At 63.6% G+C, this 25,232-nt stretch carries 25 protein-coding genes; 6 read left to right on the top strand and 19 right to left on the bottom strand.

Going from position 1 to position 25,232, the window contains the following annotated elements; translation table 11 throughout:
• Positions 1 to 4 precede the first annotated feature (4 nt).
• The 14 genes from GL286_RS12095 to bioB form a co-directional block, all read right to left on the bottom strand.
• Entirely contained in the window at positions 5 to 1,615 is a 1,611-nt protein-coding gene (locus GL286_RS12095; protein ID WP_155095821.1) for a glycoside hydrolase family 43 protein, read from the bottom strand.
• 6 nt (positions 1,616 to 1,621) lie between these two features.
• Positions 1,622 to 2,452, bottom strand: coding sequence for a carbohydrate ABC transporter permease (locus tag GL286_RS12090; RefSeq protein ID WP_155095820.1), 831 nt, complete (start codon positions 2,450 to 2,452; stop codon positions 1,622 to 1,624).
• Complete coding sequence (locus GL286_RS12085) at positions 2,449 to 3,312, bottom strand: carbohydrate ABC transporter permease (protein ID WP_211596315.1); 864 nt, start codon at positions 3,310 to 3,312, stop codon at positions 2,449 to 2,451. The genes GL286_RS12090 and GL286_RS12085 overlap by 4 nt, the downstream gene beginning before the upstream one ends.
• A 145-nt stretch (positions 3,313 to 3,457) precedes the next feature.
• The gene (locus tag GL286_RS12080) at positions 3,458 to 4,705 is read right to left on the bottom strand and encodes an ABC transporter substrate-binding protein (protein WP_155095818.1); all 1,248 of its coding nucleotides are present in this window, start codon (positions 4,703 to 4,705) and stop codon (positions 3,458 to 3,460) included.
• A gap of 100 nt (positions 4,706 to 4,805) precedes the next feature.
• On the bottom strand, positions 4,806 to 5,873 hold the full coding sequence (locus tag GL286_RS12075) for a LacI family DNA-binding transcriptional regulator (RefSeq protein WP_343038881.1): 1,068 nt from the start codon (positions 5,871 to 5,873) through the stop codon (positions 4,806 to 4,808).
• 95 nt (positions 5,874 to 5,968) lie between these two features.
• Complete coding sequence (locus tag GL286_RS12070) at positions 5,969 to 6,982, bottom strand: Gfo/Idh/MocA family protein (protein ID WP_155095817.1); 1,014 nt, start codon at positions 6,980 to 6,982, stop codon at positions 5,969 to 5,971.
• A gap of 89 nt (positions 6,983 to 7,071) precedes the next feature.
• Positions 7,072 to 8,559: an MATE family efflux transporter gene (locus GL286_RS12065; protein ID WP_155095816.1), complete on the bottom strand. Its 1,488-nt coding sequence runs from the start codon at positions 8,557 to 8,559 to the stop codon at positions 7,072 to 7,074.
• A 110-nt stretch (positions 8,560 to 8,669) separates the two neighbouring features.
• Entirely contained in the window at positions 8,670 to 9,281 is a 612-nt protein-coding gene (locus GL286_RS12060; protein ID WP_155095815.1) for a GntR family transcriptional regulator, read from the bottom strand.
• Between the two features lie 10 nt (positions 9,282 to 9,291).
• Complete coding sequence (locus GL286_RS12055; RefSeq protein ID WP_155095814.1) at positions 9,292 to 10,053, bottom strand: methyltransferase domain-containing protein; 762 nt, start codon at positions 10,051 to 10,053, stop codon at positions 9,292 to 9,294.
• The gene (locus GL286_RS12050) at positions 10,050 to 10,655 is read right to left on the bottom strand and encodes a pimeloyl-ACP methyl esterase BioG family protein (RefSeq protein WP_155095813.1); all 606 of its coding nucleotides are present in this window, start codon (positions 10,653 to 10,655) and stop codon (positions 10,050 to 10,052) included. Before GL286_RS12050 ends, GL286_RS12055 begins: the two co-directional genes overlap by 4 nt.
• Positions 10,655 to 11,938 carry an adenosylmethionine--8-amino-7-oxononanoate transaminase gene (bioA, locus tag GL286_RS12045; RefSeq protein ID WP_155095812.1) on the bottom strand — a complete coding sequence of 428 codons (1,284 nt, stop codon included), beginning with the start codon at positions 11,936 to 11,938 and terminating at the stop codon, positions 10,655 to 10,657. Before bioA ends, GL286_RS12050 begins: the two co-directional genes overlap by 1 nt.
• Complete coding sequence (gene bioD / locus GL286_RS12040; RefSeq protein WP_155095811.1) at positions 11,938 to 12,561, bottom strand: dethiobiotin synthase; 624 nt, start codon at positions 12,559 to 12,561, stop codon at positions 11,938 to 11,940. Before bioD ends, bioA begins: the two co-directional genes overlap by 1 nt.
• A complete protein-coding gene (locus tag GL286_RS12035; RefSeq protein ID WP_155095810.1) occupies positions 12,558 to 13,691 on the bottom strand; it encodes an 8-amino-7-oxononanoate synthase in 1,134 nt (377 codons plus the stop codon). Before GL286_RS12035 ends, bioD begins: the two co-directional genes overlap by 4 nt.
• Entirely contained in the window at positions 13,688 to 14,620 is a 933-nt protein-coding gene (gene bioB, locus GL286_RS12030; protein ID WP_246184929.1) for a biotin synthase BioB, read from the bottom strand. The genes GL286_RS12035 and bioB overlap by 4 nt, the downstream gene beginning before the upstream one ends.
• A 303-nt stretch (positions 14,621 to 14,923) precedes the next feature.
• Here bioB and GL286_RS12025 point away from each other — a divergent pair, with 303 nt between their 5' ends.
• A complete protein-coding gene (locus GL286_RS12025; protein ID WP_155095808.1) occupies positions 14,924 to 15,124 on the top strand; it encodes a CsbD family protein in 201 nt (66 codons plus the stop codon).
• Between the two features lie 57 nt (positions 15,125 to 15,181).
• Here GL286_RS12025 and GL286_RS12020 read toward each other — a convergent pair whose 3' ends face one another.
• The 5 genes from GL286_RS12020 to GL286_RS12000 all read right to left on the bottom strand — a co-directional run bounded on the left by GL286_RS12020 (position 15,182) and on the right by GL286_RS12000 (position 19,749).
• Positions 15,182 to 15,739, bottom strand: coding sequence for a hypothetical protein (locus GL286_RS12020; RefSeq protein WP_155095807.1), 558 nt, complete (start codon positions 15,737 to 15,739; stop codon positions 15,182 to 15,184).
• A complete protein-coding gene (locus GL286_RS12015; protein WP_155095806.1) occupies positions 15,739 to 16,503 on the bottom strand; it encodes a DUF2092 domain-containing protein in 765 nt (254 codons plus the stop codon). The genes GL286_RS12020 and GL286_RS12015 overlap by 1 nt, the downstream gene beginning before the upstream one ends.
• Positions 16,504 to 16,625: 122 nt before the next feature.
• Positions 16,626 to 17,270 carry a hypothetical protein gene (locus tag GL286_RS12010; RefSeq protein WP_170295164.1) on the bottom strand — a complete coding sequence of 215 codons (645 nt, stop codon included), beginning with the start codon at positions 17,268 to 17,270 and terminating at the stop codon, positions 16,626 to 16,628.
• Position 17,271: 1 nt separating this feature from the next.
• Complete coding sequence (locus GL286_RS12005; protein ID WP_155095805.1) at positions 17,272 to 18,672, bottom strand: selenium-binding protein SBP56-related protein; 1,401 nt, start codon at positions 18,670 to 18,672, stop codon at positions 17,272 to 17,274.
• Between the two features lie 159 nt (positions 18,673 to 18,831).
• Positions 18,832 to 19,749: a LysR substrate-binding domain-containing protein gene (locus tag GL286_RS12000; RefSeq protein ID WP_211596313.1), complete on the bottom strand. Its 918-nt coding sequence runs from the start codon at positions 19,747 to 19,749 to the stop codon at positions 18,832 to 18,834.
• Positions 19,750 to 19,989: 240 nt separating this feature from the next.
• Here GL286_RS12000 and GL286_RS11995 point away from each other — a divergent pair, with 240 nt between their 5' ends.
• The 5 genes from GL286_RS11995 to GL286_RS11975 all read left to right on the top strand — a co-directional run bounded on the left by GL286_RS11995 (position 19,990) and on the right by GL286_RS11975 (position 25,232).
• A complete protein-coding gene (locus tag GL286_RS11995) occupies positions 19,990 to 21,081 on the top strand; it encodes an ABC transporter ATP-binding protein (protein ID WP_155095803.1) in 1,092 nt (363 codons plus the stop codon).
• Positions 21,082 to 21,115: 34 nt separating this feature from the next.
• On the top strand, positions 21,116 to 21,844 hold the full coding sequence (locus GL286_RS11990; protein ID WP_155095802.1) for an HAD-IA family hydrolase: 729 nt from the start codon (positions 21,116 to 21,118) through the stop codon (positions 21,842 to 21,844).
• 9 nt (positions 21,845 to 21,853) lie between these two features.
• Positions 21,854 to 23,155: an NAD(P)/FAD-dependent oxidoreductase gene (locus GL286_RS11985; RefSeq protein ID WP_211596311.1), complete on the top strand. Its 1,302-nt coding sequence runs from the start codon at positions 21,854 to 21,856 to the stop codon at positions 23,153 to 23,155.
• A 56-nt stretch (positions 23,156 to 23,211) separates the two neighbouring features.
• On the top strand, positions 23,212 to 24,252 hold the full coding sequence (locus tag GL286_RS11980) for an ABC transporter substrate-binding protein (protein WP_211596309.1): 1,041 nt from the start codon (positions 23,212 to 23,214) through the stop codon (positions 24,250 to 24,252).
• Positions 24,253 to 24,359: 107 nt separating this feature from the next.
• Positions 24,360 to 25,232, top strand: coding sequence for an ABC transporter permease (locus GL286_RS11975; RefSeq protein WP_155095801.1), 873 nt, complete (start codon positions 24,360 to 24,362; stop codon positions 25,230 to 25,232).

Raw genomic sequence — 25,232 nt, 5'->3', positions numbered from 1 at the left:
CCTGTCAAGCCGGTCGCGGCGTGTAGCGGAAATGGGAAAAATCGGCCGGAGTCGCGGTTCCGGCGATGTCATGCGCGCACATGCCGACAAATGCGCCGGTATGGCTGCCGCAGGCATTGCCCGCCGCCTCGTCGGCCAGCAGCGAGGCGTCAAGGACCAGCCCCACATCCTGCCAATCGCCGTCCGGCAGCGCATAGCGGAAGCGCAGCGCGTCGCGTTCGACGGAAACGCCCAGCCGGATCGCGCCCGTCGCGGGCAGCGGGATCGGTCGGGTCAGGGGATAATCGACGGCCCCAATAGGATAATCGCCCTTGACCGACATCACGATCAATTCGCGCGCGCCGTCCTCGGTCGCGGTGATCGCCAGATAGTGGAACAGATAGGCGTTATAGTAGCACAGCAGGCCCGCCATCTGCAGATAGCCCTGCGGCGCGAACTCGACCTCGGTTTCGGCGTCATAGGACCATTCGGTCTGGCGGTGCATCACCACGGCATGTTCGAAACGGTTGCCGGGGGATTCACGGCCAAAGATCCGCAGCCAGCCGGGACGCGCATCGAGCGAGAAGATGCGCTCGGCCTCGGGGGTGCGCAGCCATTGCAGCGGCTGGGGCAGGGGGCCGGGCGCGAAGTCGAAGCTGCGCTGCGGCTCGTTCCAGACCTGCGCGGGCAGATCGGGGGCGGCGACTTCGGCGGCGGGGACATTGCCGCCATGGGCCAGACGCGGGAACTCGCCCGTTTCCCAGATGATCTTCTGGATCGCCGTTTCGCGTCCGCAGACCGAGCGTTTCAATCCGGTCAGCGGCCGCGAGCACAGATGCACCATGTAGAATTCGCCGTTCTGGGTCTCGACGATATCGGCATGGCCGGCGCGTTGCAGGGGTGCGTCCGGCGCGTCCTTCGAGGTCAGCATGTGCTTCATCGGGTCGGTTTCGTACGGACCCAGCAGATCGCGCGACCGCGCCATGGTGACGGCGTGGTTGTATTCGGTGCCGCCCTCGGCGGTCAGCAGCCAGTACCAGCCGTCGCGCTTGTAAAGATGCGGCCCCTCGGTCAGCTTCAGGTCGGTACCGCGATAGATATTGGTGACCGGCCCGACCAGACGCTGTTCCTCGACCGAATATTCCTGCAACAGGATGCCGCCGAACTTGCCGCCCTTTTCCTGATTGCGGTGGTTCCAGACCATGTTCAGCAGGTATTTGCGCCCGTCATCGTCATGGAACAGCGACGGATCAAAACCCGAGGAATTCAGATAGATCGGGTCCGACCACGGGCCTTCGATATTGTCGGCCGTGACCAGATAGTTGCGGCTGTCCTTGAACCCGCCCGTGCGGCGCTTGAGGTCCGAGAAGATCAGCCAGAACTTGCCGTCCGCATGGGTCAGGCAGGGCGCCCAGACCCCGCCGGATTCTTCGGCCCCGCGCATGTCCAGTTGCGACGCGCGGTTCAGCGGGCGGTTCAGCAGCCGCCAGTTCTGCAGATCGCGCGAGTGGTGGATCTGCACGCCGGGGAACCATTCGAAGGTCGAGGTGGCGATGTAATAGTCGTCGCCCACGCGGATGATCGAGGGGTCAGGATTGAAGCCCCGAAGGATCGGGTTCTGGATCATGGCATTCATGAGGGATCAGCCTTTGACTGCGCCACCGGTCAGGCCGGCGACGATGTATTTCTGCGCGGCGATGAAAAAGACCACGGCCGGCAGGATGGTGAGGGTGACGAAGGCAAGGGTGCGGTTCCATTCGACCGCAAACTCGCCGCGATATTGCATCATGCCCAAGGGCCAGGTGAACGCCTCGCGCGAGTTCAGCATGACCAGCGGCAGCAGGAAGTTGTTCCAGCTTTGCACGAAGACGAAGACCCCGACGGTCGCCAAGATCGGCGTCGAGAGCGGCAGGGTGAATTGCCAGAAAAAGCGGATATAGCCGCAGCCCTCGACATAGGCCGCCTCGAACAGTTCTTTGGGCAATTCGCTGAAGAAGGTGCGGAACAGCAGGATCGCCAGCGACAGGCCGAAGGCGGTCTGCGGCAGGATGACGCCCCAATAGGTATCGAGCAGTCCCAGATCGCGCACCTGCACGAAAAGCGGCAGGATCGCGGTGGCAAAGGGGAACATCAGCCCCAGCGACAGATATGAGAACAGCATCTTCGACCCAAGGAAGCGGATCTGGGCAAAGACATAGGCGGCGGCTGCTCCGACCAGCAATGTCAGGGCTACGGTCGTAATCGAGATGACCAGAGAATTGCCCAGATAGCGCCAGAAACCCGGATCGCTCAGGATGTCGGCATAGATGTCCAGCCGCCATGTCTGGGGCAGGCTCAGCGCGCTGGTCTGGACCTCCGCGTTCGACTTGAACCCGCCAAGCACGGTTGCCAGCAGCGGACCCAGAACAAAGGTCGCCACGATGCACAGCAGGCCGATGCGGAAGATCTCGCGGATGAGGTTGGAGCGGGTCATGCGGGCTTCCTCATGAACAGGCGCTGATAGAAGACCGCGACCAGCACAGCGGTGATGAACAGCACCACGCCGATGGCCGAGCCGTAGCCGATTTTCAGTCGCGCCAGACCGAAGGTGTAAAGATAGGTGACGATGGTGTGGCTGGAGTTTGCCGGACCGCCATTCGTCAGCGGGATGACCACGTCGAACACCTGCAACGCGCCGATCACCGAGAAGAAGACCGAGACGACGATGGCGGGTTTGATCATCGGGATCTGGACATAGCGCACCACGCCAAGGCGGCTGGCCCCTTCGATCCGCGCGGCCTCGATCATGTCCTTGGGGACGCCCTGAAGTGCGGCGATATAGATCATCATGTGGAAGCCGAAATATTTCCAGACGATGACGACCAGCACGGCGGTGAAGGCCCAGCTGCGGTCCGAGGTGATGAAATACGGATCAATGCCAAGGGCGCGCGTGATGTCGGCGACCACCCCGAAGTTTCCATCCATGATGAAGCTCCAGATCAGACCGGCGGCGATCTCGGCAAGGATGTAGGGCAGGAAGAAGACCAGACGGAAAATCGTGTTCTCGGGGGTGCGGCGATAGATCATCAGCGCCAGAACCAGTGCCAGAGGCAGCTGCACCAGAAGCGAGACCGCGATCACCTTGAGCGAGTTCATGACCGCTTGCTGGAACACCGCATGGCCCATCATGCGCTCGAAATTCTGCAGGCCGACAAAGTCGGTCGGAGTGCCGTAGCCGTTCCAGTCATAGAAGGCGTAGATGCCGGAACCGGCCAGCGGATAGATGACGAACAGCGTGAACAGCACCAATGCCGGAGGCAGCAGCACAAGCGCCGCGGCAACCCGCCCGTTCATGGATTTTCGACGTGGCTTGTCGATTGCGGAGGAGCTCTCCGCATGGGTGTTTACGGCAGCCATGGTGGCACGTGCCTCTTTTTTCTGGAAACGACAGGTCGGGTTGCGCCACCCTGACGGTGGCGCGACCGTGTTTCGCGGGAACCTAGCGGAACTCCCAGGCTTCCTGGATGCGCTCGGCGGCCTCGGTCGGGGTCACGTCGCCCGAGACCAGATCGGCCGAGATGTCGTTGATCGTGCCGCCAACCGATGCGCCAAGGAACTGGTCAAGGAAAATCTGGTGGCTGGGCGAGGCTTCTAGCATCGCGTTGATTTCCTGCGTGAAGGGAACCTCGATCGCATCCCCCGTGCCCGCGATGACCGGCACGAACAGGGCGCGGCGGGCGCCTTCGCGCTGGTGCTCGGCATTGACAAGGAATTTCAGGAAATCGAGCGCCTCGGGCGGGGCACCGGTGGTCACGGCGAAACCGTTCACGCCGCCCAGCGTTGCCGCATCGTCGCCACCGCTTGCCCCCAGCGCGGGGAAGGGCAGGATTTTCAGGCTGCCATCCAGCAGGTTGCCCTGCTCGACCCCGATGGTCTGGGTATAGGCCCAGTCGCCCATCAGCATGAACGCGCCCTTGCCCTCGGCGAACATGGTATTGCCCTGATCGGCCGCGGTGCTCAGCACGCCCGGCTGGAACGGGTCCAGATCGACCAGTTGCTTGAAGCGTTCGCCCGCACCGACAAACGCCGCAGAGTTGAACCCGTCGCCATCGTCATCCATCGCCGCGCGGATGCCTTGGGGGCCGCCTTCACGCAGCGCCAGATAGCTGTAGTAGAAATGCAGCGGCCATTTGTCCTTGCCGCCCGACACCAGCGGCGTGATGCCCGCACCCTTGAGCTTGCCGACCGCAGCCAGGAAGTCGTCCCATGTCTTGATCGCGGCCAGATCGAGACCGGCCTTGTCCGTCAGTTCCTGATTGGCGAAGAAAACCACAAGGCGGGCTTCCATGGGCAGGCCGTAGACGGCATCGCCGTTGCTGAAAGCTGCCCTTGCGCCGGGGGTGAAGCTGTCGAGATATTCCTTGTCGAGCGATCCCGAGATGTCCTGCACCAGACCGGCCTTGACCTGATCGGCAAGGGTCAGGCCCGCCCAGCTGTAGATCAGGTCGGGCCGCGCATCCGATTGCAGCATGGTCGGCAGCTTGGTCTTGTAGGCTTCCGAGGCGAAGAATTCGATCTCGACATCGACGTCGGGATGGGCGGCTTCATATTCCGCGATCACATCCGCATAGAACTGCTTCAGGCCGGGGCTGTTCGATTCCGGACGCAGAAGTTTCACTGAAGTTTCGGCATGCGCCGCCACTGCGGCAAATGCGCAAAGCGCCGCCGCACCAAGAATGGCTTTCATTTTTTCCTCCCATCAAGCGTCGGTCTGACCGGGCTTGCTCCATTCTGATGAACGTACATCAGATTTTGATTCGGACAATCCCCATTTTGGGAGGCGGGAATTACGGCAGGTTGTCGCGCATGAAGATGTCGATGCTGATCTTTTCCTGCGCATCGAATGTCGGGCGACCGTCGATCAGGGATTTCAGGATCCGGACGGCACTGCGCACCTCGTGGCCGGCGTCCTGATTGATGACCGCATCAAAGGTGCCGTCGATCAATGCCGTTCTGGCCGAGCGGGTCAGCTCGTGGACGACGACCGAAATGCGCCGTTGCCCCTGTCTTTGCCGGAGCGCCTGAACGATGCCGCCGTTTCCGGCACCAAGGCTGTAGATGCCGACGATTTCGGGATCGGCGGCCAGTCGGGCGGACAGAAGCCGCGCCACGGTTTCGGAATCGTCGCGGCCCTCGATGGGCGAGAGGCAGGTCAGATGGGGATATTCGCGGGCGATGACGGTCTCGAATCCCAGCCTGCGTTCGACATGGTCACGCAGCAGCGACGAGCCCATGACGATCGCGATCCGGCCCGGAAGCGGGCAGCACCTGCCCAGCAGACCGGCGGCGGTCCGGCCAGCTACCACGTTGTCAACGCCAACAAATTTGGCGCGCTTCGATGTTGGCGCATCCGATACCAGCGTCAGCACATGGATGCCCTTGGCTACCAGTCGGGCGATGGCGTCGCGCACTTCCGGCGCGTCGGTCGCCACCATGGCCACGCCCTCGATACGGCTGGTGTCCAGCCGGTCAAGCGCCGCGGCCAGCGCGGGCCCGTCAAAGGGCGGCACAAGGATCGTCTCCAGTTCGATCCGGTCCGCGCTGGTGAACGAGGCCGTTCCCGACACCGCATCGCGCAGCATATGCATGAAGCTGTTCGTTCCGGCGGCCAGAATGAAGACCAGCCGGTAATGGCGGCGTTTAGACAGGTTGGCCGCCGCCATGTCGCGCTGGTAGCCAAGCCGCTCCATCGCGTCGGCGACCCGCTGGGCGGTCACCTTGCGCACCCCCGGACGTTCGTTCAGGACGCGGTCCACGGTCGCCAGACTGACCCCTGCCTCGCGCGCGACGTCATGCACGGTCGGTCGCCCGACCACACCACTCGCTGTCCGGCCGCCGCCCAACTCTCGCGTCACTTCGAACCTCCGCAATTTTTTGAGCACCGTAACTCAAACTCTTGTCACATCAAACCGTTTTGCCGGAACAGATCGGCGGATGCGCGGGATGGCGGTCAATCGGCGACCACCTTGACCCAGCCGTCGGTGACTTCGCTTTCGCGCAGCGCATCCAGCACCCGCATCGAGCGGATCGCGTCCTCGACGCCCCAAGGCAAAGCGTCCTGCCCCAAAGCCGCAAGCGCGAAGGCTTCGGCCATGTCGGCATATTGATCCGAGGGCGGCATGATCTCGCGACGGGAAAGCGATCCGTCGGGCGCTTCGCCATGATCGACAAGGATCGCGGTCGAGGCATCTGCGGCGGGGTTGAAGGGGATCAGGATCTCGACCCGACCCTTGGTGCCGACGATTTCCAGCGACTGGGCGCGGACAAGCTGGGTCGAGACGCTGAAGACCAGCTGACGGGCCTGACCGAAATCGGCGATGGCGCTGGCCATACGGTCGGTGCCGAAATCGGGATCGCGTTCGACCATTGCCACGACGCGCACCGGCTCGGCATCGAAGAAATAGCGCCCCGCCGTGACCGGATAGCAGCCGATATCCAGAATGCCGCCACCGCCGATACCGGCCTGATTGCGCACATTGGCGGGATCGGCGTTGAAATAGGTGAACAGCGCGCGGATCAGACGGACCTCGCCCAACTCGCCCGAGGCGACGATTTCGGACGCCCGCTGCCATTGGCGGTGGAAGCGCACCATGAACGCTTCAAGGATCAGACGGTCCTTGCGCGCCGCGCGCAGTTGCGCGGCCTCGTCCGCGGTGATTGCGATGGGCTTTTCGCACAGGACATGCTTGCCCGCCGCATTGGCCGCCAAGGTCAGCGGCACATGCAGATGGTTCGGCAGGGGGTTGTAGATCGCGTCGATTTCCGGGTCGTCGATCAGGGCCTCGTACGAGCCGTAGGCGCGGGGAATGCCCAAGCGGTCCGCCGCCGCGCGGGCCGTGGCCTCGCTTCTGGAGGCAATCGCCACCACCTCGGAATGAGGCGATTTCATGATGGCGGGGATCACCTTGGTCAGGCCGATATTGGCGGTGGACAGCACGCCCCAGCGGATCTTGCGGTCGTTCATGGACTTCCTCTCATTGATGTGCGCCGCCCATCGGGTATCCGCCCGGCTCTGATCTGCAAGAGAAATTTATCGCGGCAAGGGCAAAAGCATCATTCGGCCGGACGGGTTTCCGCAGCGGTCGGCAGCGCGGGATTGCGCGGGCTGTTCGGTGGCCCTGCCTCGGTCGTGACCGAGATCAGGGGCGCTATTTCGGCGGTATCGCTTGCGTCCAGATGCGCCAGATCCGAACTGCGCCGCCAGCCGCCCCGAAGGTACAGCACACTCGCCATCAGCAAGGTGGACAGCATCGCGATCGGGAAGCTCAGCCAAAGCGCATCGACGCCCAGCAGATCGCGCAGCCCCAGAGCCACGCCAAGCCGGACCGGATAAAGCGAGATCGCCAGAATGATCAGCGGCCAGATCACCTGACCATTGGCCCGCATCGTGCCGAACAGGACCATGGTGATGCCAAAGGCGATGAAGCCCCAGCTGGCAAGGCGCGCGATGTGCTGCCCGATGGCGATGGCGGGGCTATCCGCGCCCAGAAACAGCGCCAGCGCGGGACGGTCCATGATCATGAGAACCAGAACCAGTCCTCCGGTCAGCAGGAAATTCAGGGCGATGCCCGCGCGCGTGACCTTGGACACGCGGTCCCAGCGGCCCGCTCCGATATTCTGGGCGGCCATGGCGCTGACTGCCGCGCCAAGGGCCATCGCGGGCATCTGCACATAGGTCCAAAGCTGCTGGGTCGCGCCGAATGCGGCGGTGGTATCGACGCCCTCGCGGTTCACCAGCGTCATCATCGCCAGCATCGCGCTGGAGACGACGACCATCTGCAAACCGATGGGCAATCCTTTCGCGAACATCATCCGCAGGATATGCGGCGCGGGGCGCAGCATGGCCAGATCGGCCCCCGCCAGCCGCAACGGGTGCCTGCGCCGGTAGATGTAAAGCACCATCGCGACAAGGCTGACATAGTTCGCCACCGCCATGGCAAAGGCCGAGCCTCCGATCCCCATGGCCGGAAACGGACCGGTGCCAAGGATGAAGACCGGATTCAGCACGATATCCAGCATCACGGCCAAGGCCATGAAAATCAACGGCGTCAGGGAATCCCCCGCGCCGCGCAAGGCCATCATCAGCATCGTCTGCATCAGGATCGCGGGCATGGCCAGAAAGGTCACTTTCAGGAAGGCCCGCGCCAAGGGTGTGATCTCGGGGCCGGTTCCAAGCAACGCCAGCAGGTTCGGCGCAAGGAACCAGCCGATAATGGCGACCAGAACGGCCACGGGGGCGAAGGTGCCGATGGCGGTGCCGACGACCTCTTTCGCGCCGTGCAGATCGCCGCGACCGATGGCCTGACCGATCAGGATGGTCGAGGCCATGCCGAAGCCGAAGACAAAGGCGGTCAGCAGGAACATCACCAGATTGCCGTTGGTCGTCGCGGCCAAGGCATTCTCACCCAGCAGGTTGCCGACCCAGACCGCGTCGATCGAGCCATTGGCCGATTGCAGGACAGACGAGCCCAAAGTGGGCAGGGCAAACAGCAAGAGCGTCGGATAGATCGGGCCACTCGTCAGGTCGACGCGTTGCTTCATACTATGCCCTTTTCCATGGTGGATGCAGCGGACAACGCTTCGGACCCGCACAAGTTCAGGCCGCTTGCGCCGAAATCGCCTATGGATGCATCTGCGCAGGCAGCCCGAAGTCAGATCGCCAGATTCAGCCTTTGCAGGTGCCGGTCAAGGATCGCCGCCGCCGCTTTCGCATCCCTGCGCCGGATCGAGGCCATGATGCCGTGATGGTCCGCGTCGATCCTCGGGCGCCACCGGTTGCGGTAATGGATCAGGATATAACGCGCGGCCACGTCTTGCAGATTGTCCACGATCTCGGCCAGTCGGGGCATGTTGCAGCCCTCGTAGATCTTGGCGTGGAAGGCGCGGTTATATTCCTCCCAGTCGAAGATATTGTCGGCGCGGTCACAGGCGTGGCGCAATTCGTCGGCCTCGCGGATCTGGTCGGGTGTCAGGTTCGGGACCGAATGCAGCAGGGTCATCGGCTCTAGCGCCAGCCGCATCAGCTTGAGTTCCTTTTGCGCCAAGGGATCAAGCGGCGCGACCTGCACGCCGCGATGGGGCTGCGAGACGGCCAGCCCCTTGGCGACCAGACGCAACAGCGCCTCGCGCACGGGGACATGGCTGACGCCGAATTCCGCCGCGATATAGTCCTGACGCAGTTTCTCACCGGCCAGCAATTCGCCGCGCACGATCCGGCGCGTCAGTTCACGCGCGATCACGTCAGGGGACAGAATATGCGCCATGACCCAAGACTTACCTTTCGTCCTGCAAGCGGGAAACGTCATCGCGCCCCGATTTGCGGGCCAAGCAATAGGAGGGGCGGTAGGTCAAAGTCAAATCGCCGCTGCCATCCATCCGCGCCATCAAGGACCTTAGCGCGGCGGGCGACATCCGTCCGCCCAGCAGCCCGTTGACCCCCGTCGCGCGCAGATGCGTGAAAAGGGCATGCGCCGAGGGGAAATGCAGCCGGATCGCCTCGTCGCGGGCGACCAGAAGTTCCATTCCGGCGGGCAGTGCCTTGGCCAGCGCGGCGCTGTCGCGATAGGACGGCGCGCCCGGCGGCAGGCCCAAAGCCGCAAGCTCGGGGAAATTTTCGGGGCCGAAGCCCGACACGGCCAGCACCCCGCCCGTGTCCAGCACGGCGCAAAAGCGGCGGATCAGCGCCTCGGGATCGGCGATCCATTGCAGCATCGAGGCGCTGGCGACCAGATCGAGCCCTTGGGGTAACGCCAGCCGCGTGATCTCGCCCGCCAGCCGTGCCGGAGGGGTTTCCCACGCCAGATCGGGCAGCGGCGCGGAAAGATCGTTGAGCCAAAGCGCGCGCGGCTCCAGCGCGACAAGCGCGCGGGTCAGGAAGCCCGAGCCATGTCCGGCCTCGAAGATGCGGGGCTGGCGCGGCACATAGGGCCGCATGTCCCGCGCCAGCGTCAGCGCGATCCGGCGTTGCGCATGGGCGTTGGTCGCATAGCTTTGCAGATGGCGCGAGAAGGCCGCGCCGACGCGGGCAGGGGTCACGCGAAGATCTCCTGCCAGTCCTGCCAGATCGGAAAGGGGTTATGGCCGGTTTCCAGCCAGCGGATGCGATGGCCTGCCCACGCGGATTGCAAGGCGCTTGCGGGAAATATCCGGTCGTTCCGGCTGGCGATAACATGGTCGAAGCGGGGGTTTTCCGCAGCGGGCCGCTGGGCCAGCATGCCCAGTTCCTGCCCCAGCGCCGCCAGATCGGGGTCAGGCGGCAATGCCGCGCCCGCGCGTCGGGCAAAGCGAGCAAGGTTTGCGGGCGTCAGTTCCGTCATGGTGCGGGCGAAGATTTCGGACGGGATGCCCAAGCGGTCATTCGCCACAAAGGGCGATCCGCACACCGCCACCGCGAAATCGGGTTGCAGCGCGGCAAGCTGTCGTGCCGCCACCGCCACGCCCAGCGAATAGGCCAGAACGCGGATGCGGGCATAGGGCACGAGAAGCGGGGCGGGCAGGTTTTCGTCGCGGTAATCGTCCAGAACCAGCACGTCGCTTGCTCCGGCAAGGTGCAGGAACGGCATCGCGCCGACCGCCCAGCCCGAATAGATCAGAACGAGGTCGCTGGAGCCTTGCCGCCGCAGCCATGTCTGGCGCATCACAGCCCCCTTGCAATGGCGCGCATCGTTGCCGTGATCCGCGAGATTTCCTCGGGCGCGGTGACAAAGGGCGGCATCGTGTAAAGCAGCCTGCCAAAGGGCCGCAGCCAGACACCTTGCCGCGCGCAGAAGGCATGGACCTTGGCCATGGGCAGGGGCGCGCGCATCTCGATCACGCCGATTGCGCCCAGAACGCGCAGGTCCGAGACATCGGGATGCTCCGCCACGGGGCCGAGTTCGGCGCGAAGCTGCGTCCCGATCCGGCGCGCGTCAGCCGACCAGTCGCGCGATTGCCAAAGATCGACCGCCGCCCCCGCCACCGCGCAGGCCAGAGGGTTCGCCATGAAGGTCGGACCATGCATCAGGGCCGAAGGACTGCCTTGCCCGATCATCGCGGCCACATTGCCGGTGGCGATGGTGGCGGCAAAGCTCATCATGCCGCCGGTCAGCGCCTTGCCCAGACACAGGATATCGGGCCGTATCTGCGCGTGATCCATCGCGAAGGCCTTGCCGGTCCGCCCGAAGCCCGTCGCGATCTCGTCGAAAATCAGCAGGATCCCGTAGTGATCGCACAGAGCGCGCAAGCCTTGCAGATAGGCGGGGTGATAAAAGCGCATGCCGCCCGCGCCCTGCACCACCGGCTCGATCACGAATGCCGCGATGCGGTCGCCGTGGCGGGAAAACAGCGCCTCGACCTCGGCCAGACCGTTCTGCGCCAAGGCTTCGGGCCAATCCGCGTCGAAGGCGATGGGCGGTCTGGCGACGAAATGCTGGGCGCTGACCGCCAAGCCGAAATGGCTGTGCATGCCGGTATCGGGGTCGCACAGGCTCATCGCTTTCCATGTGTCGCCGTGATAGCCGCCGCGCACCGTGGCAAGCGCGGTTCTTGCGGGATGGCCCGCCGCGATCTGCGCCTGCACCGCCATCTTGACCGCGACCTCGACCGCGACGGACCCGCTGTCGGAATAGAACACGCGGTCCAGCCCGTCCGGCAGCACCGCCACCAGCTTGCGCGCCAGCGAGATCGCGGGCGCGTGCGTCAACCCGCCGAACATCACATGTGGCATCAGATCCGCCTGCGATTTGAGCGCCTGAACCAAAGCATCGGGCGCGTGGCCGTAAGCGGCGCACCACCAGGACGACATCGCGTCGATCATCCTGCTGCCATCCGCCAGATGCAGCCAGACCCCCTTGGCGCGTTCGACATGATGCACGGGCTGGGGCGCGTCCATCGCGCTATAGGGATGCCAGATGTGTCGGCGCTCGAAACCCGCGTCGTCCATCACAGCGCCCCGCGGATGGCGGATAGGTCGATGTTGTGGAATGCGGCCTGCAATGTGGCGGGCGTCAGTTCCGTCAGGCGGGGCAGGCGGCCCAGATCGTGGACGTTCCCGATGCGGCAGATGATGGCGCGGCTGTCGGCCATGTCATCACCGACAAAGGCGATGCCAAGGATGTCCACCTTGCGCGCGCGCAGGGCCTCGATGGTCATCAGGCTGTGGTTGATCGTGCCCAATCCGGTGCGGGCGACGATGATCGCAGGGGCGCGCCAAACCGCCATGAGATCCGCGAGCAGCAGATTTTCATGCAGCGGAACCAGAACGCCCCCCGCGCCTTCGATCACCAAAGGTTCCGCGCAATCGGGCAATCGCAGGTGCGCGGGGGCGATCTCGATCCCTTCCTCGGCTGCCGATAGATGCGGCGAGGCGGGGCGTTTCAGCGCATAACCCTCGGGCAGAACGGGGCGACCGCTCAGGCGGGCGACGGTCTGGCTGTCGGTTTCATCCTCAATGCCCGATTGCACCGGTTTCCAGTAGGTCGCGCCAAGCGCGCGGGTCAGGCCCGCTGCAAAGACGGTTTTGCCGATGCCGGTATCGGTGCCGGTGACGATCAAGGCCGAACTCATTGGAAATCCTTTTGCTTCAGGTCGCCGATCGCGGTGAAAAGCGCGGAAATATCGTCCGGACCAAGATTGCCGGTAATCGATACACGCAGCCGCGCGGTGCCCTTGGGGACGGTCGGAGGCCGGATCGCACGCACATCGAAGTCCTGCCGTTGCAGCTTCCGCGCCGCTGCCAGCGCGGCATGATCCGATCGGATCAGGATGGGCAGGATCTGGCCGGGGGGCAGGTCATAGCCGATCCTGCGGGCGCAGGCATGGGCATGGGCGCGCAGTCGGGCGGCTGTCGCGATGCAGTCGGGACCGCGTTGCAGATGTTCCAGCGCGGCCCGCGCTGCGACGGCCATCAGCGGCGAGGGCGCCGTCGCGAAAATGAAGGGCCGCGCGCGATTGACCAAGGTGTCGATCACCGCCCTATCAGCGCAGACCAGCGCCCCGCTTGCCGCCAAAGCCTTGCCGCAAGTGTGAAGGGCGATCACGGGGCAGTCGGTGATTTCGGCGGCAAAACCGCGACCAAGGGGGCCGTAAACTCCGGTGGCATGAGCCTCGTCAAGGACCAGAACGGCGTCATGGCGCGCGGCAAGGGCCGCAAAATCGGCCAAAGGCGCGAAATCGCCCTGCATCGAATAGATTGTCTCAAGCGCGATCCAGACCCGTCCGCGCCCGCCCGAATTACGCCAGCCCCGCAGAACCCGTTCGGCATCGGCCACGTCGTTATGGCGAAAGCTTTCCGTCCGCGCCGCGCCAAGGCGAAAGCCTTCATGTGCGCTGGCATGGATCAGCGCGTCATGCAGGACCAGATCATCCGCCATCGGCAGGGCCGAGAAAATCGCCTGATTGGCCTGAAAGCCTCCGCCCATATAAAGCGCCGCCTCGGAGCCGAAGAACTGCGCCGCCATGGTCTCCAGGGCGACATGCTCGGGGTGGTTGCCCCGCAAAAGCCGCGAGCCCGTCGCCCCGACCGGAACCCCGCGCCGGATTGCGTCCGTGACGGCATCGCGCAGCGCGGGTGACGTCGCCAGCCCCAGATAGTCGTTCGAGGCGAAATCCAGACCGGCAGCAGGTGCAAGTTCGCGCAAGCGCCCGCGCGTTCCCAGCACCGACAGGCGTTCGGCATGGCGGGGATACGCCGTCATGGCTGCGCTTCTTCGGCCATCAGGCCAAGCTTTGCGAAAAGCTGCGCGTCCTTGGTTGCCGTGGGGTTGTCCGCCGTCAGCAGGGTGTCGCCCACGAAGATCGAATTGGCTCCGGCGAAAAAGCACATGGCCTGCAATTCGTCCGACATTTCGCTGCGGCCCGCGGACAGGCGGACATATGAGGCGGGCGCAAGGATGCGGGTGGTGGCGACGGTGCGGACCATCTCGATCGGGTCAAGCGGCGCGACATCGGCCAAGGGCGTGTCGGGCATCCGCATCAGCATGTTGATCGGGATGGATTTCGGAGGCTCGGGCATATCGGCAAGGGTCTGGATCATGGCGATCCGGTCCTCGGCGGTCTCGCCCATGCCGATGATCCCGCCCGAGCAGACATTGATCCCCGCATTGCGCACGCGGTCGATGGTCTCGATGCGTTCGGCGAAGCTGCGGGTGGTGATGATCGTGGGGTAGAAGCGTTCGGAGGTGTCGATATTGTGGTTGTAGTAATCCAGCCCCGCCGTCTTGAGTTGCAGAACCTGATGGTCGTCCAGCATCCCCAGTGTCATGCAGGTTTCCAGACCCATGGCCTTGACGCCCTGAACCATCGCGATCACGGCGGGCATGTCGCGTTCCTTGGGCGAGCGCCATGCCGCGCCCATGCAGTAACGTGTCGCACCCGCCTGCTTGGCCTTGCGGGCCTCGGACAGGACCCTTTCCACCTCGAGCAGCTTGGACGCGCTCAGCTGCGCGCCGTTGCGGGCCGATTGCGAGCAATAGGCGCAATCCTCGGGGCATCCGCCGGTTTTGATCGACAGAAGCTTGGCACATTGGATGCGGTTCGGATCGAAATGCGCCCGATGCGTGCTTTGGGCGCGATAGAGCAGATCCATGAGGGGGAGATTATAGATAATGCTGGCTGTGTCTTGCATGGCGGCCTCGGTTGCTTTGTCCGAAGCAGACATGCAGCCGCCGTAAGGCGCAATTTCGACAATTATCTATTATTCGATCCCAAGGATTCATGCTGGAAACAGGCGAATTTCGGGGTATGTCCGCCATTCGCCATGCCGCGGCGGCGCTTTGGATTATCTATAATCTAAAAATTCGATCTTGGCGCAGGTGTCCCGTATCTCTGGTAACGCGGTCATAAAGTCTGTGTGAGATGCGGCAACCTGCCGCAAGCCGTCGCGTTCCTTTCCCGTAACCGCAACGCAACTCGATTGGAGGGTAGTGCGATGAACTGGGATATTGTCGAAGGCAAATGGAACCAGATCAAGGGCTCGGTCAAAGAGCAATGGGGTGATCTGACCGACGATGAATTGACCGAGATTGCCGGTAAAAAGGACAAGCTGGCCGGCAAGCTTCAGGAGAAATACGGCTGGACCAAGGAAGAGGCCGAAAAACGCATGGATGATTTCGTCCGCGAGCGTGCCTGAGGATTTCCGCCAGAGATCAAGCCCCCGCTTATGCGGGGGCTTTTGCTTTGCGGTCGGTCAGCGCGGATCGTCCACCGCGATATAGACAAGCTGATGCCCGCTATAGGCCGCTTGCAGCCATGTATTGCCGCAATGCTTGTACAGGTGGTTTCTCACCTGCACCTCGGAACAGTTCTTCGGGGCATTGTGGATGATCGTGCCGATGGCCAGCGCCGCGACTGCACCCCATAGCAGGTCGTTGTCGTGGTCGTCATGCCAGTAGCCGGGCCAGTACGGACCACGGGACGGGTGATGGTGGTCGTGGTGATCGTGGCGGTTGTGGTCGTTATGATGGTTCGGCGGCGGAGGCGGTGGTGGCCGGTGTCCGGCGGGGGGCTTGGGATGCGGATGCTGCCCGCCATGCGCGGGCGGTTTGTGATGGGCGGGGGCAGGGTGGTTGCCCTTGGCCTTCTGGTGGATAACCAGCTTGTGTCCACCCGTGCCCAGATGCATTCCACCGGTCCGCCCGCCGTGGAAGCCGCCCCGGGCTTCGGCTGCCGGCGCGAAGGCCAGCGCGGAAAGGCTGATGATCGACAGCGTGGCAATGCCGCTTTTCGCCATGGTCAGGATACGCATTACTGTGCCTCCGTTTCGCCGACGGTGCTCAGTTCGGTTTCAAGGAAATCAATCCGTTTGGCGCCTTCGGGTGGCTGATAGATGAATGCGGACGCATCGGGAGTCGCCCCTTCGTCCCAACTGTAATCCGCGACAAATCGGGGCAGGGCCGTGTCCTCGCGGTCCACAATCGAGATCCGCTCCGGCAGCGATGTTCCGTCCGTGCGCAGCCAGATTTCCCAATCCTGCGTCTCGGTGCGGAAGGCCCAGTGATCGGTCACGGTGCCGTCAATCGTCGCGGTCCCGACCTTGAACGCTTCCTTGACCAGATCGACCGGCTCGTCCTCGGTGCCCCATTCGAAAAGATCCGCAGCAGGGAAATCCAGCGCGTAAGTTTCTGATGTGTAATCCAGAACGCTCTTGATGTCGGTGGGGGCGTTCTCGATCAGCGCGTAATATCCGTCGGCAGGAGAGACATAGCTGACGGATTTGCCGTCGTAATACAGCTGGCGTTCGGCGACGTCGGTCTTCAGGTCGATCCGCAGCCGATCCGGGCGCTGGACCTGATATTCGACGGTTCCGCCGACCAGCAGCTTCTGTTCGTCATCCAGCACGACCTCCATCTGGGTCTGCGAGGTCAGTGCGAAGGTCTGGAGCTTGGCCAGATGTGCGCCCATCGCTTGCAGCGCCTGTATGGCCGCCGGATCGACAAGATCTTCGGCGCAAGCGGGCTGCGACAGGGCGCCCGCCATAAGGGTAGCCGCGATCCATTTCCTGTGCCGCATACAACCACTCCTTGAACGATTACCGGGATGGCCCGTCAGATCGAACCAATGCGGCAAAACCCCGCCGTCGTGCCAAGGGTTCCGCAGCGCATGTGTGGCGAAACCGCGCGGGCAAGGGGTCATCAAGGGATCAGCCCCAGCACCCCGACCGCGATCAGGCTGAGCGCCCAGACGGTTTCCAGATTGAACCAACTTCGCGAGACAAAGCGCAGTCCCAGCCAGCCATGCACCGCCAGCGCGATTGCGCCTCCGGTCGTGACCATGGCGACGGTATGCAGCAAGGCCACCGCCAGCGCGGTTTGCAGATTCCCCGCCGCCACGCCCTGAGCAAGGAATGCGCCGTGACCGTCCGCGCGACACAGGCCCAGATAGACCGGCAGGATCATCAGCCCGGCGCCGTGGACCAGTGCGATGGCAAAGGACCACAGCACCAGTTGCGTCGGCCTGATCCGCGCCAGCCTGCGGGGGTGGCGGCGCTGGACCAGCCGGTAGGCCCCGAACAGGATCACCAGAAGACTTGCCGCGATCCTGATCCGGTCCTGATAGGTGACCAGCCACAGGACCAGCGCAAAGGGCAGCAGCACCGCAAGGACCGAGACAAGATGCCCGACCGCCAATTGTCCCATGCCCGCAAGCAGATCGCGCCGCCCGCGCCCCATCAGCCCCGCCGACACTGCCAAGGGCCAGCCCATGGCGGGGCTTGCGCCGTGATAGGCTCCGCTCAACAGGACCGTCAGCCACAGGCCGGTCTGCGTCCAGCCCTCCACCTCAGACCGAGGGGTAGCAGAAGGACTCGGTCGAGCAATCCCCCCCTTCCAGCCGGATCTGGTGCGCGCGGAAGCCCGAAGGAAAGTCGGGCCAGAAATCCTTGTCCAGCGTCAGCCCGCCCTGCGGCCCCACATCGGCCTTGACCATGGCCGAGGGCACGCCCGCCGGATAGAACTGGTCGTCCCATGTCGAATAAAGCGAATTCGTCCAGTAGACCCGCTTGCCGTCGCGGCTGATCTCGACCATCTGCGGGCCTCCGGCATAGGGTTTGCCATTCGGATGCGCGGTCCGGCGTGCGATGCCGCCGATATGGACCGAACCCGCCAGTTTCGGGGCCATCGGGTCGCTGACATCATATTGCCGCATTTCGCCCGTGCCCCAGCACGAGACGTAAAGAAAGCGGTCGTCCAGCGACAGGTCGATATCGGTGATCAGGGGCGGCACGGCCCCGAAGCCCTGCAAAAGCGGCGGCAGGTCGGCGGGATCGGCAGGTTCGGGCGGGATCGTCGCGGTCTTGCGGCAATGGAATTGCCCGCCCTCGCGCCACCATGTCCAGATCGAGCCCTCGAGGTTGGTCGTATCGACCACCACGCCGACGAAACCATATTGCTTCACCGGATCATGGGCGGGCCGCACCTCGAGCGCCATCTGGTGGTTCTCGCCAAGGTCAATCACCTGCACATGTTTTCGCGCCCGCAGATCCCAGAAATGCAGCCGGTGGCCGTATTTATTGGCCAGAAGCTGCTCGGGGACGATGCCGTTCTCGAATTGCGGTGGCAGCGCCCATTCGCTGGATACCATGTAGTCGCGCGGCAGGTTCCACCAGAAATCGTAATGCTTGTCCTGCGGGCCGCGCTCGATCTCCCAGCGGCCGATGACGTCGAAGGTCTGGCAATCCATGATGAAAATGCCCGGAGGGCCGTCGGTCCCGTCCGGACCGGCCCCGCCAAGGGTCGAGACATAGATCCCCTCGGGTCCGCAATGGATCGTGTGGGGGCGCGAATAGCCGGTCTTGCGGAACACCTCCTCGGGTTCGATGACCTTATGCAGCTTGGGATGGCGCGGGTCGGGCTTGGTATCGACGATATAGATGCGCGAGGACCGCAGCCCCGGAATGATCAGGTAGCGTCGTTCAAGAAAGGCGTGCCCTGTCAGCGGCGACAGCGACGAGGAACAGGCGTTCCAGCCGAAATGGTGGAACTCGTCGCGTGCCTTCGGCATGGCAAGCGTGCTGACGACCTGCCCGAAACCTTGCGATTGCGGGTCAAGATCGACCACCGCCAAGGCATCTGGCTGCGAGAAATCCGGACTGAGCAGAAGGGTATAAGCCAGTTTCTCGGGCTCGGCCTGCATGGCCAGTCGGGGTGTTGCGTGGAATGTGGGATCGGGACGGATCGTCATGCACTTCCCCCTTTCATGAAGCCGCGTGACGCGGACAGTGCAGGATCGAAGCAGCAATGGCGGACGATGCGCCCGCCTGTCCCGAAGGCTGGACCCGCAGCACAGCACGGGCAATGATTCGTTATCGCCTGGTCGCACCGCCCGCGCGGGCAGGACAGGTCACAGCACGTTGTCACCGAGTTCGGGGATCTCCAGCGCGGGAAACATCCGCCTGACCTCGGCATAGTCCGAGCGCAGCTCGGTGATGATCCAGTCCCTGACCTGTTCGACCACGGGACGCAGCGGCTTACCCTCGGTCTGCACGAAACAGCATTGGCGCGGCGTGATCTGGCGGCGCATGTTCGCGGGCACAAGATCGCCATGCCGCATCCAGTGTCCGACGACGCTGAGCCAGCCCCATGCGATGCCCTGTCCCAGCAATGCCGCCTGAACCACGATGGCGTAATCGGCAAAGATCAGGGGATTGGCCGCAATCAGATCCGAGCCGGAAACCAGATCGTGGGGCGAATAGGGCTCTCCTTCAGATAGCTTGATCAGGGTTTCGCCATCGCCGACCTTGCCGTCGCGCATCTTCCGGTAGGCGGGACTGCAGATCGGGATCAGCACTTCGGGCATGATCGGAAAAACCCGCAGACGCGGTTCGCGCGCGCGCAGGAACCGCATGCCGAAATCGACATCATCGACCGACCCGCTGAGCGGACCCATCAGCAACTGGAACCGCAGATCGACGCTGGGAAAGGCCGCCTTGAATTTCATCATCCGCGGCATCAGCCAATGCGTGGTGAATGCCGTCGAAACCGAGATGGTGACGGTATCGACGCCAAGGCTGCGATCCTCGATCTCGATCAGGGCGGCCTCGATCTGGGTCACGGCGCGGCTGGTCGCGTCAAACAGCAGACGCCCGCTTTCGCTAAGGGTCACGCCCGCGCCCGCGCGGTGGAACAGGGCCGTACCCAAATTCTCCTCAAGCCGCTGCATCATCCGGCTGACGGCGGCGGGCGTGACGTTCAATTCCTCGGAGGCGCGCGAGAAATTGCGTAAGCGCCCCGCGGCCTCGAAGGCGAAAAGCGCGTTCATCGACGGAATCTGGCGGCGGATTTTTCTCATTACATGATGTAACAACGCGCGCGATTTTTTTTCAATTGCCGTGACGTTATTTTTTCGTCACCTTGGTTTCAACAGGCAGCAAAAAGCCTGAAATCGTCAACAGGAAGACAGCGATCAGAACAGTCGCAGGGTCGTAAGCGCAGGATGTTTTTACATTTCTGCAAACGATACCGGCATGGCCGAACGCTTGGAACAGGAGACCGTTGCCGCATGAAATCCACCTTGCATCCGCAAAAAGTCGGCGTGTCGATCCGCAATGCCGTCAAGCGCTACGGGACGTTCAAAGCGCTGGACGATGTCAGTCTGGACGTGGCCCCCGGCGAGTTCCTGTCGATCCTTGGCCCCTCGGGATCGGGTAAGACGACGCTGCTGGGACTGCTGGGCGGTTTTGTGCAGCCGACCTCGGGCAGCATCCATCTGGGCGATACGGAAATCACCCATACGCCGCCGCATCTGCGCGATATCGGCATCGTGTTCCAGAACTACGCGCTGTTCCCGCATATGACGGTTGGCGAGAACATCACCTTCCCGCTGCGGGCGCGGCGGATGCCGAAATCCGAATGGCCCGCCAAGCTGCAGGCCGCATTGGAGATGGTCGAACTGTCGGGTTACGGCGATCGCGCGATCTCGGCTTTGTCGGGTGGCCAGCGCCAGCGCGTCGCCCTTGCCCGCGCGATGATCTTCGAGCCGCGGCTGATCCTGATGGACGAACCGCTTTCGGCGCTGGACAAGCAGTTGCGCGAGAACATGCAGCTGGAACTGAAGCAGCTTCACGCCAAGCTGGGTGCGACGATCATCTATGTCACCCATGACCAGCGCGAGGCGCTGACCATGTCCGACCGCATCGCGGTGATGAAAAACGGCCGTCTGGTGCAGGTGGACACACCGAAGCAACTGCATGACCGCCCGCGGGATTCCTTTGTCGCCAGCTTCATCGGTGAAGCCATGCTGCTGCCGGTCCGGCGACTTGACGCGGGAAACCTGTCGCTTGCGGGCAATACGCTGCGCTCGGCCCATCCGGTTCCCGCGTCGGAGGATCTGTTCCTGACCGTGCATTCCGAAAAGCTGGCCTTTGCCGGACCGCAGACCGCGCCCGAAAGCAACCTGCTGCCGGGGACGGTGGATTCCTGCCTGTATCAGGGGGAAAGCGTCCGGATCTTCGTCACCCTTGCGGGCGGCGAACAGGTCAGCCTGCGCCTGCCCTCGAACCATTCCGGCTGGCAGATGATGCCCGAAACCGGCCAGCCGGTCACCCTTGCCCTGCATCCCGAGGACACAATCGTCGTGCCACGGGCTGCCTGAACCCTTCCCCACTGCAACAACAAGGATCTGGGAAATGAAACTCACCGATTTCAAGGTGATGACCTTTGACGTGGTCGGAACGCTGATCGATTTCGAAACCGGCGTGCTCGAGGCGATCCGCAGCCTTGGCGGACCGAAAGCCGCCGCCGCCACGGATTACGAGATTTTCGAGCCCTATCTGCGCGGACGGGACAAGTTCTATGGCCGCTCGTCCTTTGCCTTCCGCGATGTCTATATGTCCATCGCCGAGGAAACGGGCTTTGACTCGTCGGAAGCCGTCGCCAATGCCTTCCAGCTTTCGGTCCTGCGCTGGCCCGCCTTCGCGGACTCGGCCGCGGCGCTGGCCAGATTGCGCAAGAATTTCCGGCTGGTCGCGATGACCAATGCCGACCGCACCGCCTTTACCGCCTATGAGCATACTTTGGGGCGTCCGTTCCACGATGCCGTCACCTGCGACGAAACCGGCTACGCCAAGCCCGCGCCCGAGTTCTTCGCCTTCAACAAGGGCCGCCAATCGGCTTTCGGCTACAAGCAGTCGGAAATCCTGCATGTCGCGCAAAGCCAGCACCACGATATCGGCGTCGCGCGGGATCTGGGTTACACGACCTGCTGGATCCAGCGTCGGGCAGGGCAGGACGGCTTTGGCGCCTCGCCCATTCCGAAGGTCGTGACCACGCCGGACTTCCACTTCACCACGCTCAAGGAACTGGCCGATGCGGTGGATGCCGAACTGGCCGAACAGCGTTACGGCGCCGCAGCCTGAGGTCCGACCGTGAACCAGCCCCCGCTTCCCGAAATCGACTCGCTCTGGAGGGACACCGCGCCCGCCGCGCCCGAGGCCATGCCATTCTCGGGTGAATTGCAGACCGATGTCGCCATCGTCGGCGGGGGCTATACCGGATTATCGACCGCCCGCGCGCTGGCGGCGCAGGGGGTCGATGTCGTCGTGCTTGAAGCGAACCGGCTGGGCTGGGGCGCCTCGGGGCGGAACGGCGGCGTCGTATCCGGCAAGTTCCGGCTGGGATTTGCCGAGATGGCGCGGCGCTGGGACATCGCGACCGCACGGCGGATGCATGATATCGGCATCGAGGCCATAGAGAATGTCGGCGCCGTGCTGGAGGAATTCGGCATTGACGCCGATTACCGGCCCAGCGGCTCGTTGCGTTGCGCCCATCGTCCCGAGGCGCTGGAGGCCTTGCGTGCCGAATGCGACTGGCTGCGCGGGACTTTGGGCGATGACGCGGTCTCGATCCTTGACGCAGAGGAGATGGCCGCGGAAACCGGCTCGCGCGATTTCTGCGGCGGGATGCTGAACCGGCATGGGGGCGTGATCCATCCGTTGAAGTTCCATCGCGGTCTGGCTGCGGGATTGCGGGGGCGGGGCCTGCGCATTCATGACGAAAGTCCGGTTACCGGCATCGCGCCCCGTGCAGATGGCGGCGTCGATCTGCATCTGGCCAGCGGCCGGGTGCGGGCGCGACAGGTGGTTCTGGCGACCAATGCCTATTCCGGCCTGACCCCTGCGGCCTCGGTCATCGAGCGTCGGGTCGTGCCCTTCCGTTCGGCGATGGTGGCGACCCAGCCCCTGACCGGCACCGCTGCCGAGGCCCTTCTGGCGCATGGCCGCAGCTATACCGAGACCCGCCGCATGATGCGCTGGTTCCGCAAATCCGGCGACCGGCTGCTGTATGGCGGGCGCGGCGCGTTCGGCAAATCGGACAGCCCCGCCGCCTTCGCCGCTTTGGAAAAGGCCATGCTGACGCAGTTTCCCCAGCTTGCGGGCCTGCAAGTGACGCATCGCTGGTCGGGGCTGGTGGCGATGACGATGGACAGCCTGCCCCATCTGGGTCGCATCGACGGCCGGATCGTTTACGCCATGGGCTATAACGGCACGGGCGTCGCTCTGGCCAGCTATATAGGTCCGCATGTGGCGGATCTGGTTCTGGGCCGCAAACCGGATGCGGGACTGCTGGGCCAACTGCCCCTGCCGCAGGTTCCGCTTTATCCCGTCCGCGAGGTCGGCGTCCGCATCGTCGCGGGTTGGTACCAGTTCCTTGATGCGGTCGGCAAATGAGACGCACCCCACCCCGGACGTAACAGAACATAATCAAACAACAGGAAGGTAAGACTATGACAAGCATGCCCAAGATCGCGACCGTGTCCGGCCTGGCCCTGTGCCTTGGCGTCGGCTGGCTCAATGCCGCCGAGATTACCTTCGTGTCGCAGGGCGGCGCCTATCAGGAGGCCCAGACCAAGGCCATTCTTGATCCGGTGACCGAAAAAACCGGCATTGTCATCAAGCAGGACACCAGTCCCGACGCATGGCCCGTGATCCGTACCCAGACCGCCACTGGCAAACCGATCTGGGACGTGATCGACACGCCGACCAAGGACTGTCTGCGCGGCGGCGAGCAGGGCATGATCGAGAAGCTGGACCTTGCCGCCATGCCCTCGGTCGCGGCGATGCCCGCCGAACTGCGCAACGATTATTCGGTGGCATACGAGTTCTATTCCTCGGTTCTGGCCTATAGCACCGATGCCTATGGCGAGAACGGCCCGCAGAGCTGGGCCGATTTCTGGGACGTCGAGAAATTCCCCGGCACGCGCGCGCTGCGCAACCACCCGCTGGCCACGCTTGAAGCCGCGCTGATGGCCGACGGGGTCGCGCCCGCCGATATCTATCCGATGGATGTCGACCGCGCCTTCAAGAAGCTCGAGGAAATCAAGCCCCATATCACCGTCTGGTGGACCTCGGGCGCGCAATCCGCCCAGCTTCTGGCCGATGGCGAGGCCGATATGGTCATGGCGTGGAACGGGCGGGTTTCGGCGGTCATGGCCGAAGGCGCTCCGGTCGGGTTCACCTATAATCAGGGCATCCTGCAATATACCTCGCTATGTGTACTCAAGGGCGCGCCGAACCTTGAAACCGCGATGAAATTCATCGACGCCGCCATGTCGCCCGAGATCCAGGCGAATTTCCCGGAATATATCGACTATGGCCCGGGCAACCCTGCCGCCTATGACACCGGCAAGATCTCGGCGGAACGCGCGGCCCAAATGCCGAACTCGCCCGAGAACGCGGCCAAGCAGGTGCTGAACTCGGCTGCTTGGTGGAGCTCGCCCGAGGGCGAAAAGGCGCAGGAACGCTGGGCGGCGTTCGTTCAGCAATGAGCAGCGCACCCGACACACGGACGGAAGGGGATGCGGCTTGGCCGCGTCCTTCGCTCGGTCCGCAATCGCACCGGTCGCCGCCGGTCCCGAGCCTTAGGGGGAACGCGATGGCCCAAGACGCGAATACCGGCCTTACTTCCGAGGAACGGCGCGAGCGGCGCATGATCCTGATCCTGCTGGCTCCGGCGGTGACGGTGGTGGGCCTTCTGCTGATCGGCCCGCTGTTGTGGATGTGCTGGCAGTCGTTCCAGGGGCCGGACGGCTTCACGCTGGTCCATTACCAGCGGTTCCTGACCGATACGGTCTATCTGTCCTCCTTTGTCCAGACCTTCCGCATCGCCTTTCTGGTCACGATCGCCGCTTTGCTGCTGGGCTATCCGCTGGCCTATGTCGCGGCGAAATCGCAGGGGATCTGGCCGCCGATCATCCTTGGCATGGTGCTGCTGCCCTTCTGGACCAGCGTTCTGGTGCGGGCCTATGCATGGCTGATCCTGCTGCAAAGGCGCGGGCTGGTGAACACCGTGCTGGTCGAATCCGGCGTGATCGACAAGCCGTTGATTCTGGTCAACAACGAATTCGGAACCGTCATGGCGACGCTGCATATCCTGCTGCCCTTCATGGTTCTGCCGCTTTACGCCACGATGAAGAAGATCCCCGCGGAACTGGAGATGGCGGGCGCGAGCCTTGGCGGTGGCGGCTGGCTGGTGTTCCGGTCGGTATTTCTGCCCCTGTCGCTGCCCGGAGTCATCGCCGGATCGGTGCTGGTCTTTGTCCTGACGCTGGGCTTCTACATCACGCCCGAACTGCTGGGCGGTGGCCGGACCTTCCTTGTGTCGATGCTCGTGTCGCGCAACATCGAACTATACAATGAATGGGGCGCGGCTTCGTCGATCTCGATGGTCCTGTTGCTGCTGGTCTTCCTGATCTTCCGTCTGGCCAGCACGCTGATCCCCTTCGAACGCATCATGGGCACGAGGTAA

Source organism: Paracoccus aestuariivivens, from assembly GCF_009711225.1.
In the GTDB taxonomy this organism is placed as follows: Bacteria; Pseudomonadota; Alphaproteobacteria; order Rhodobacterales; family Rhodobacteraceae; genus Paracoccus; species Paracoccus aestuariivivens.
Note: the sequence above shows the minus strand (reverse complement) of the source record. Positions and strands in the feature narration are given on the sequence as shown.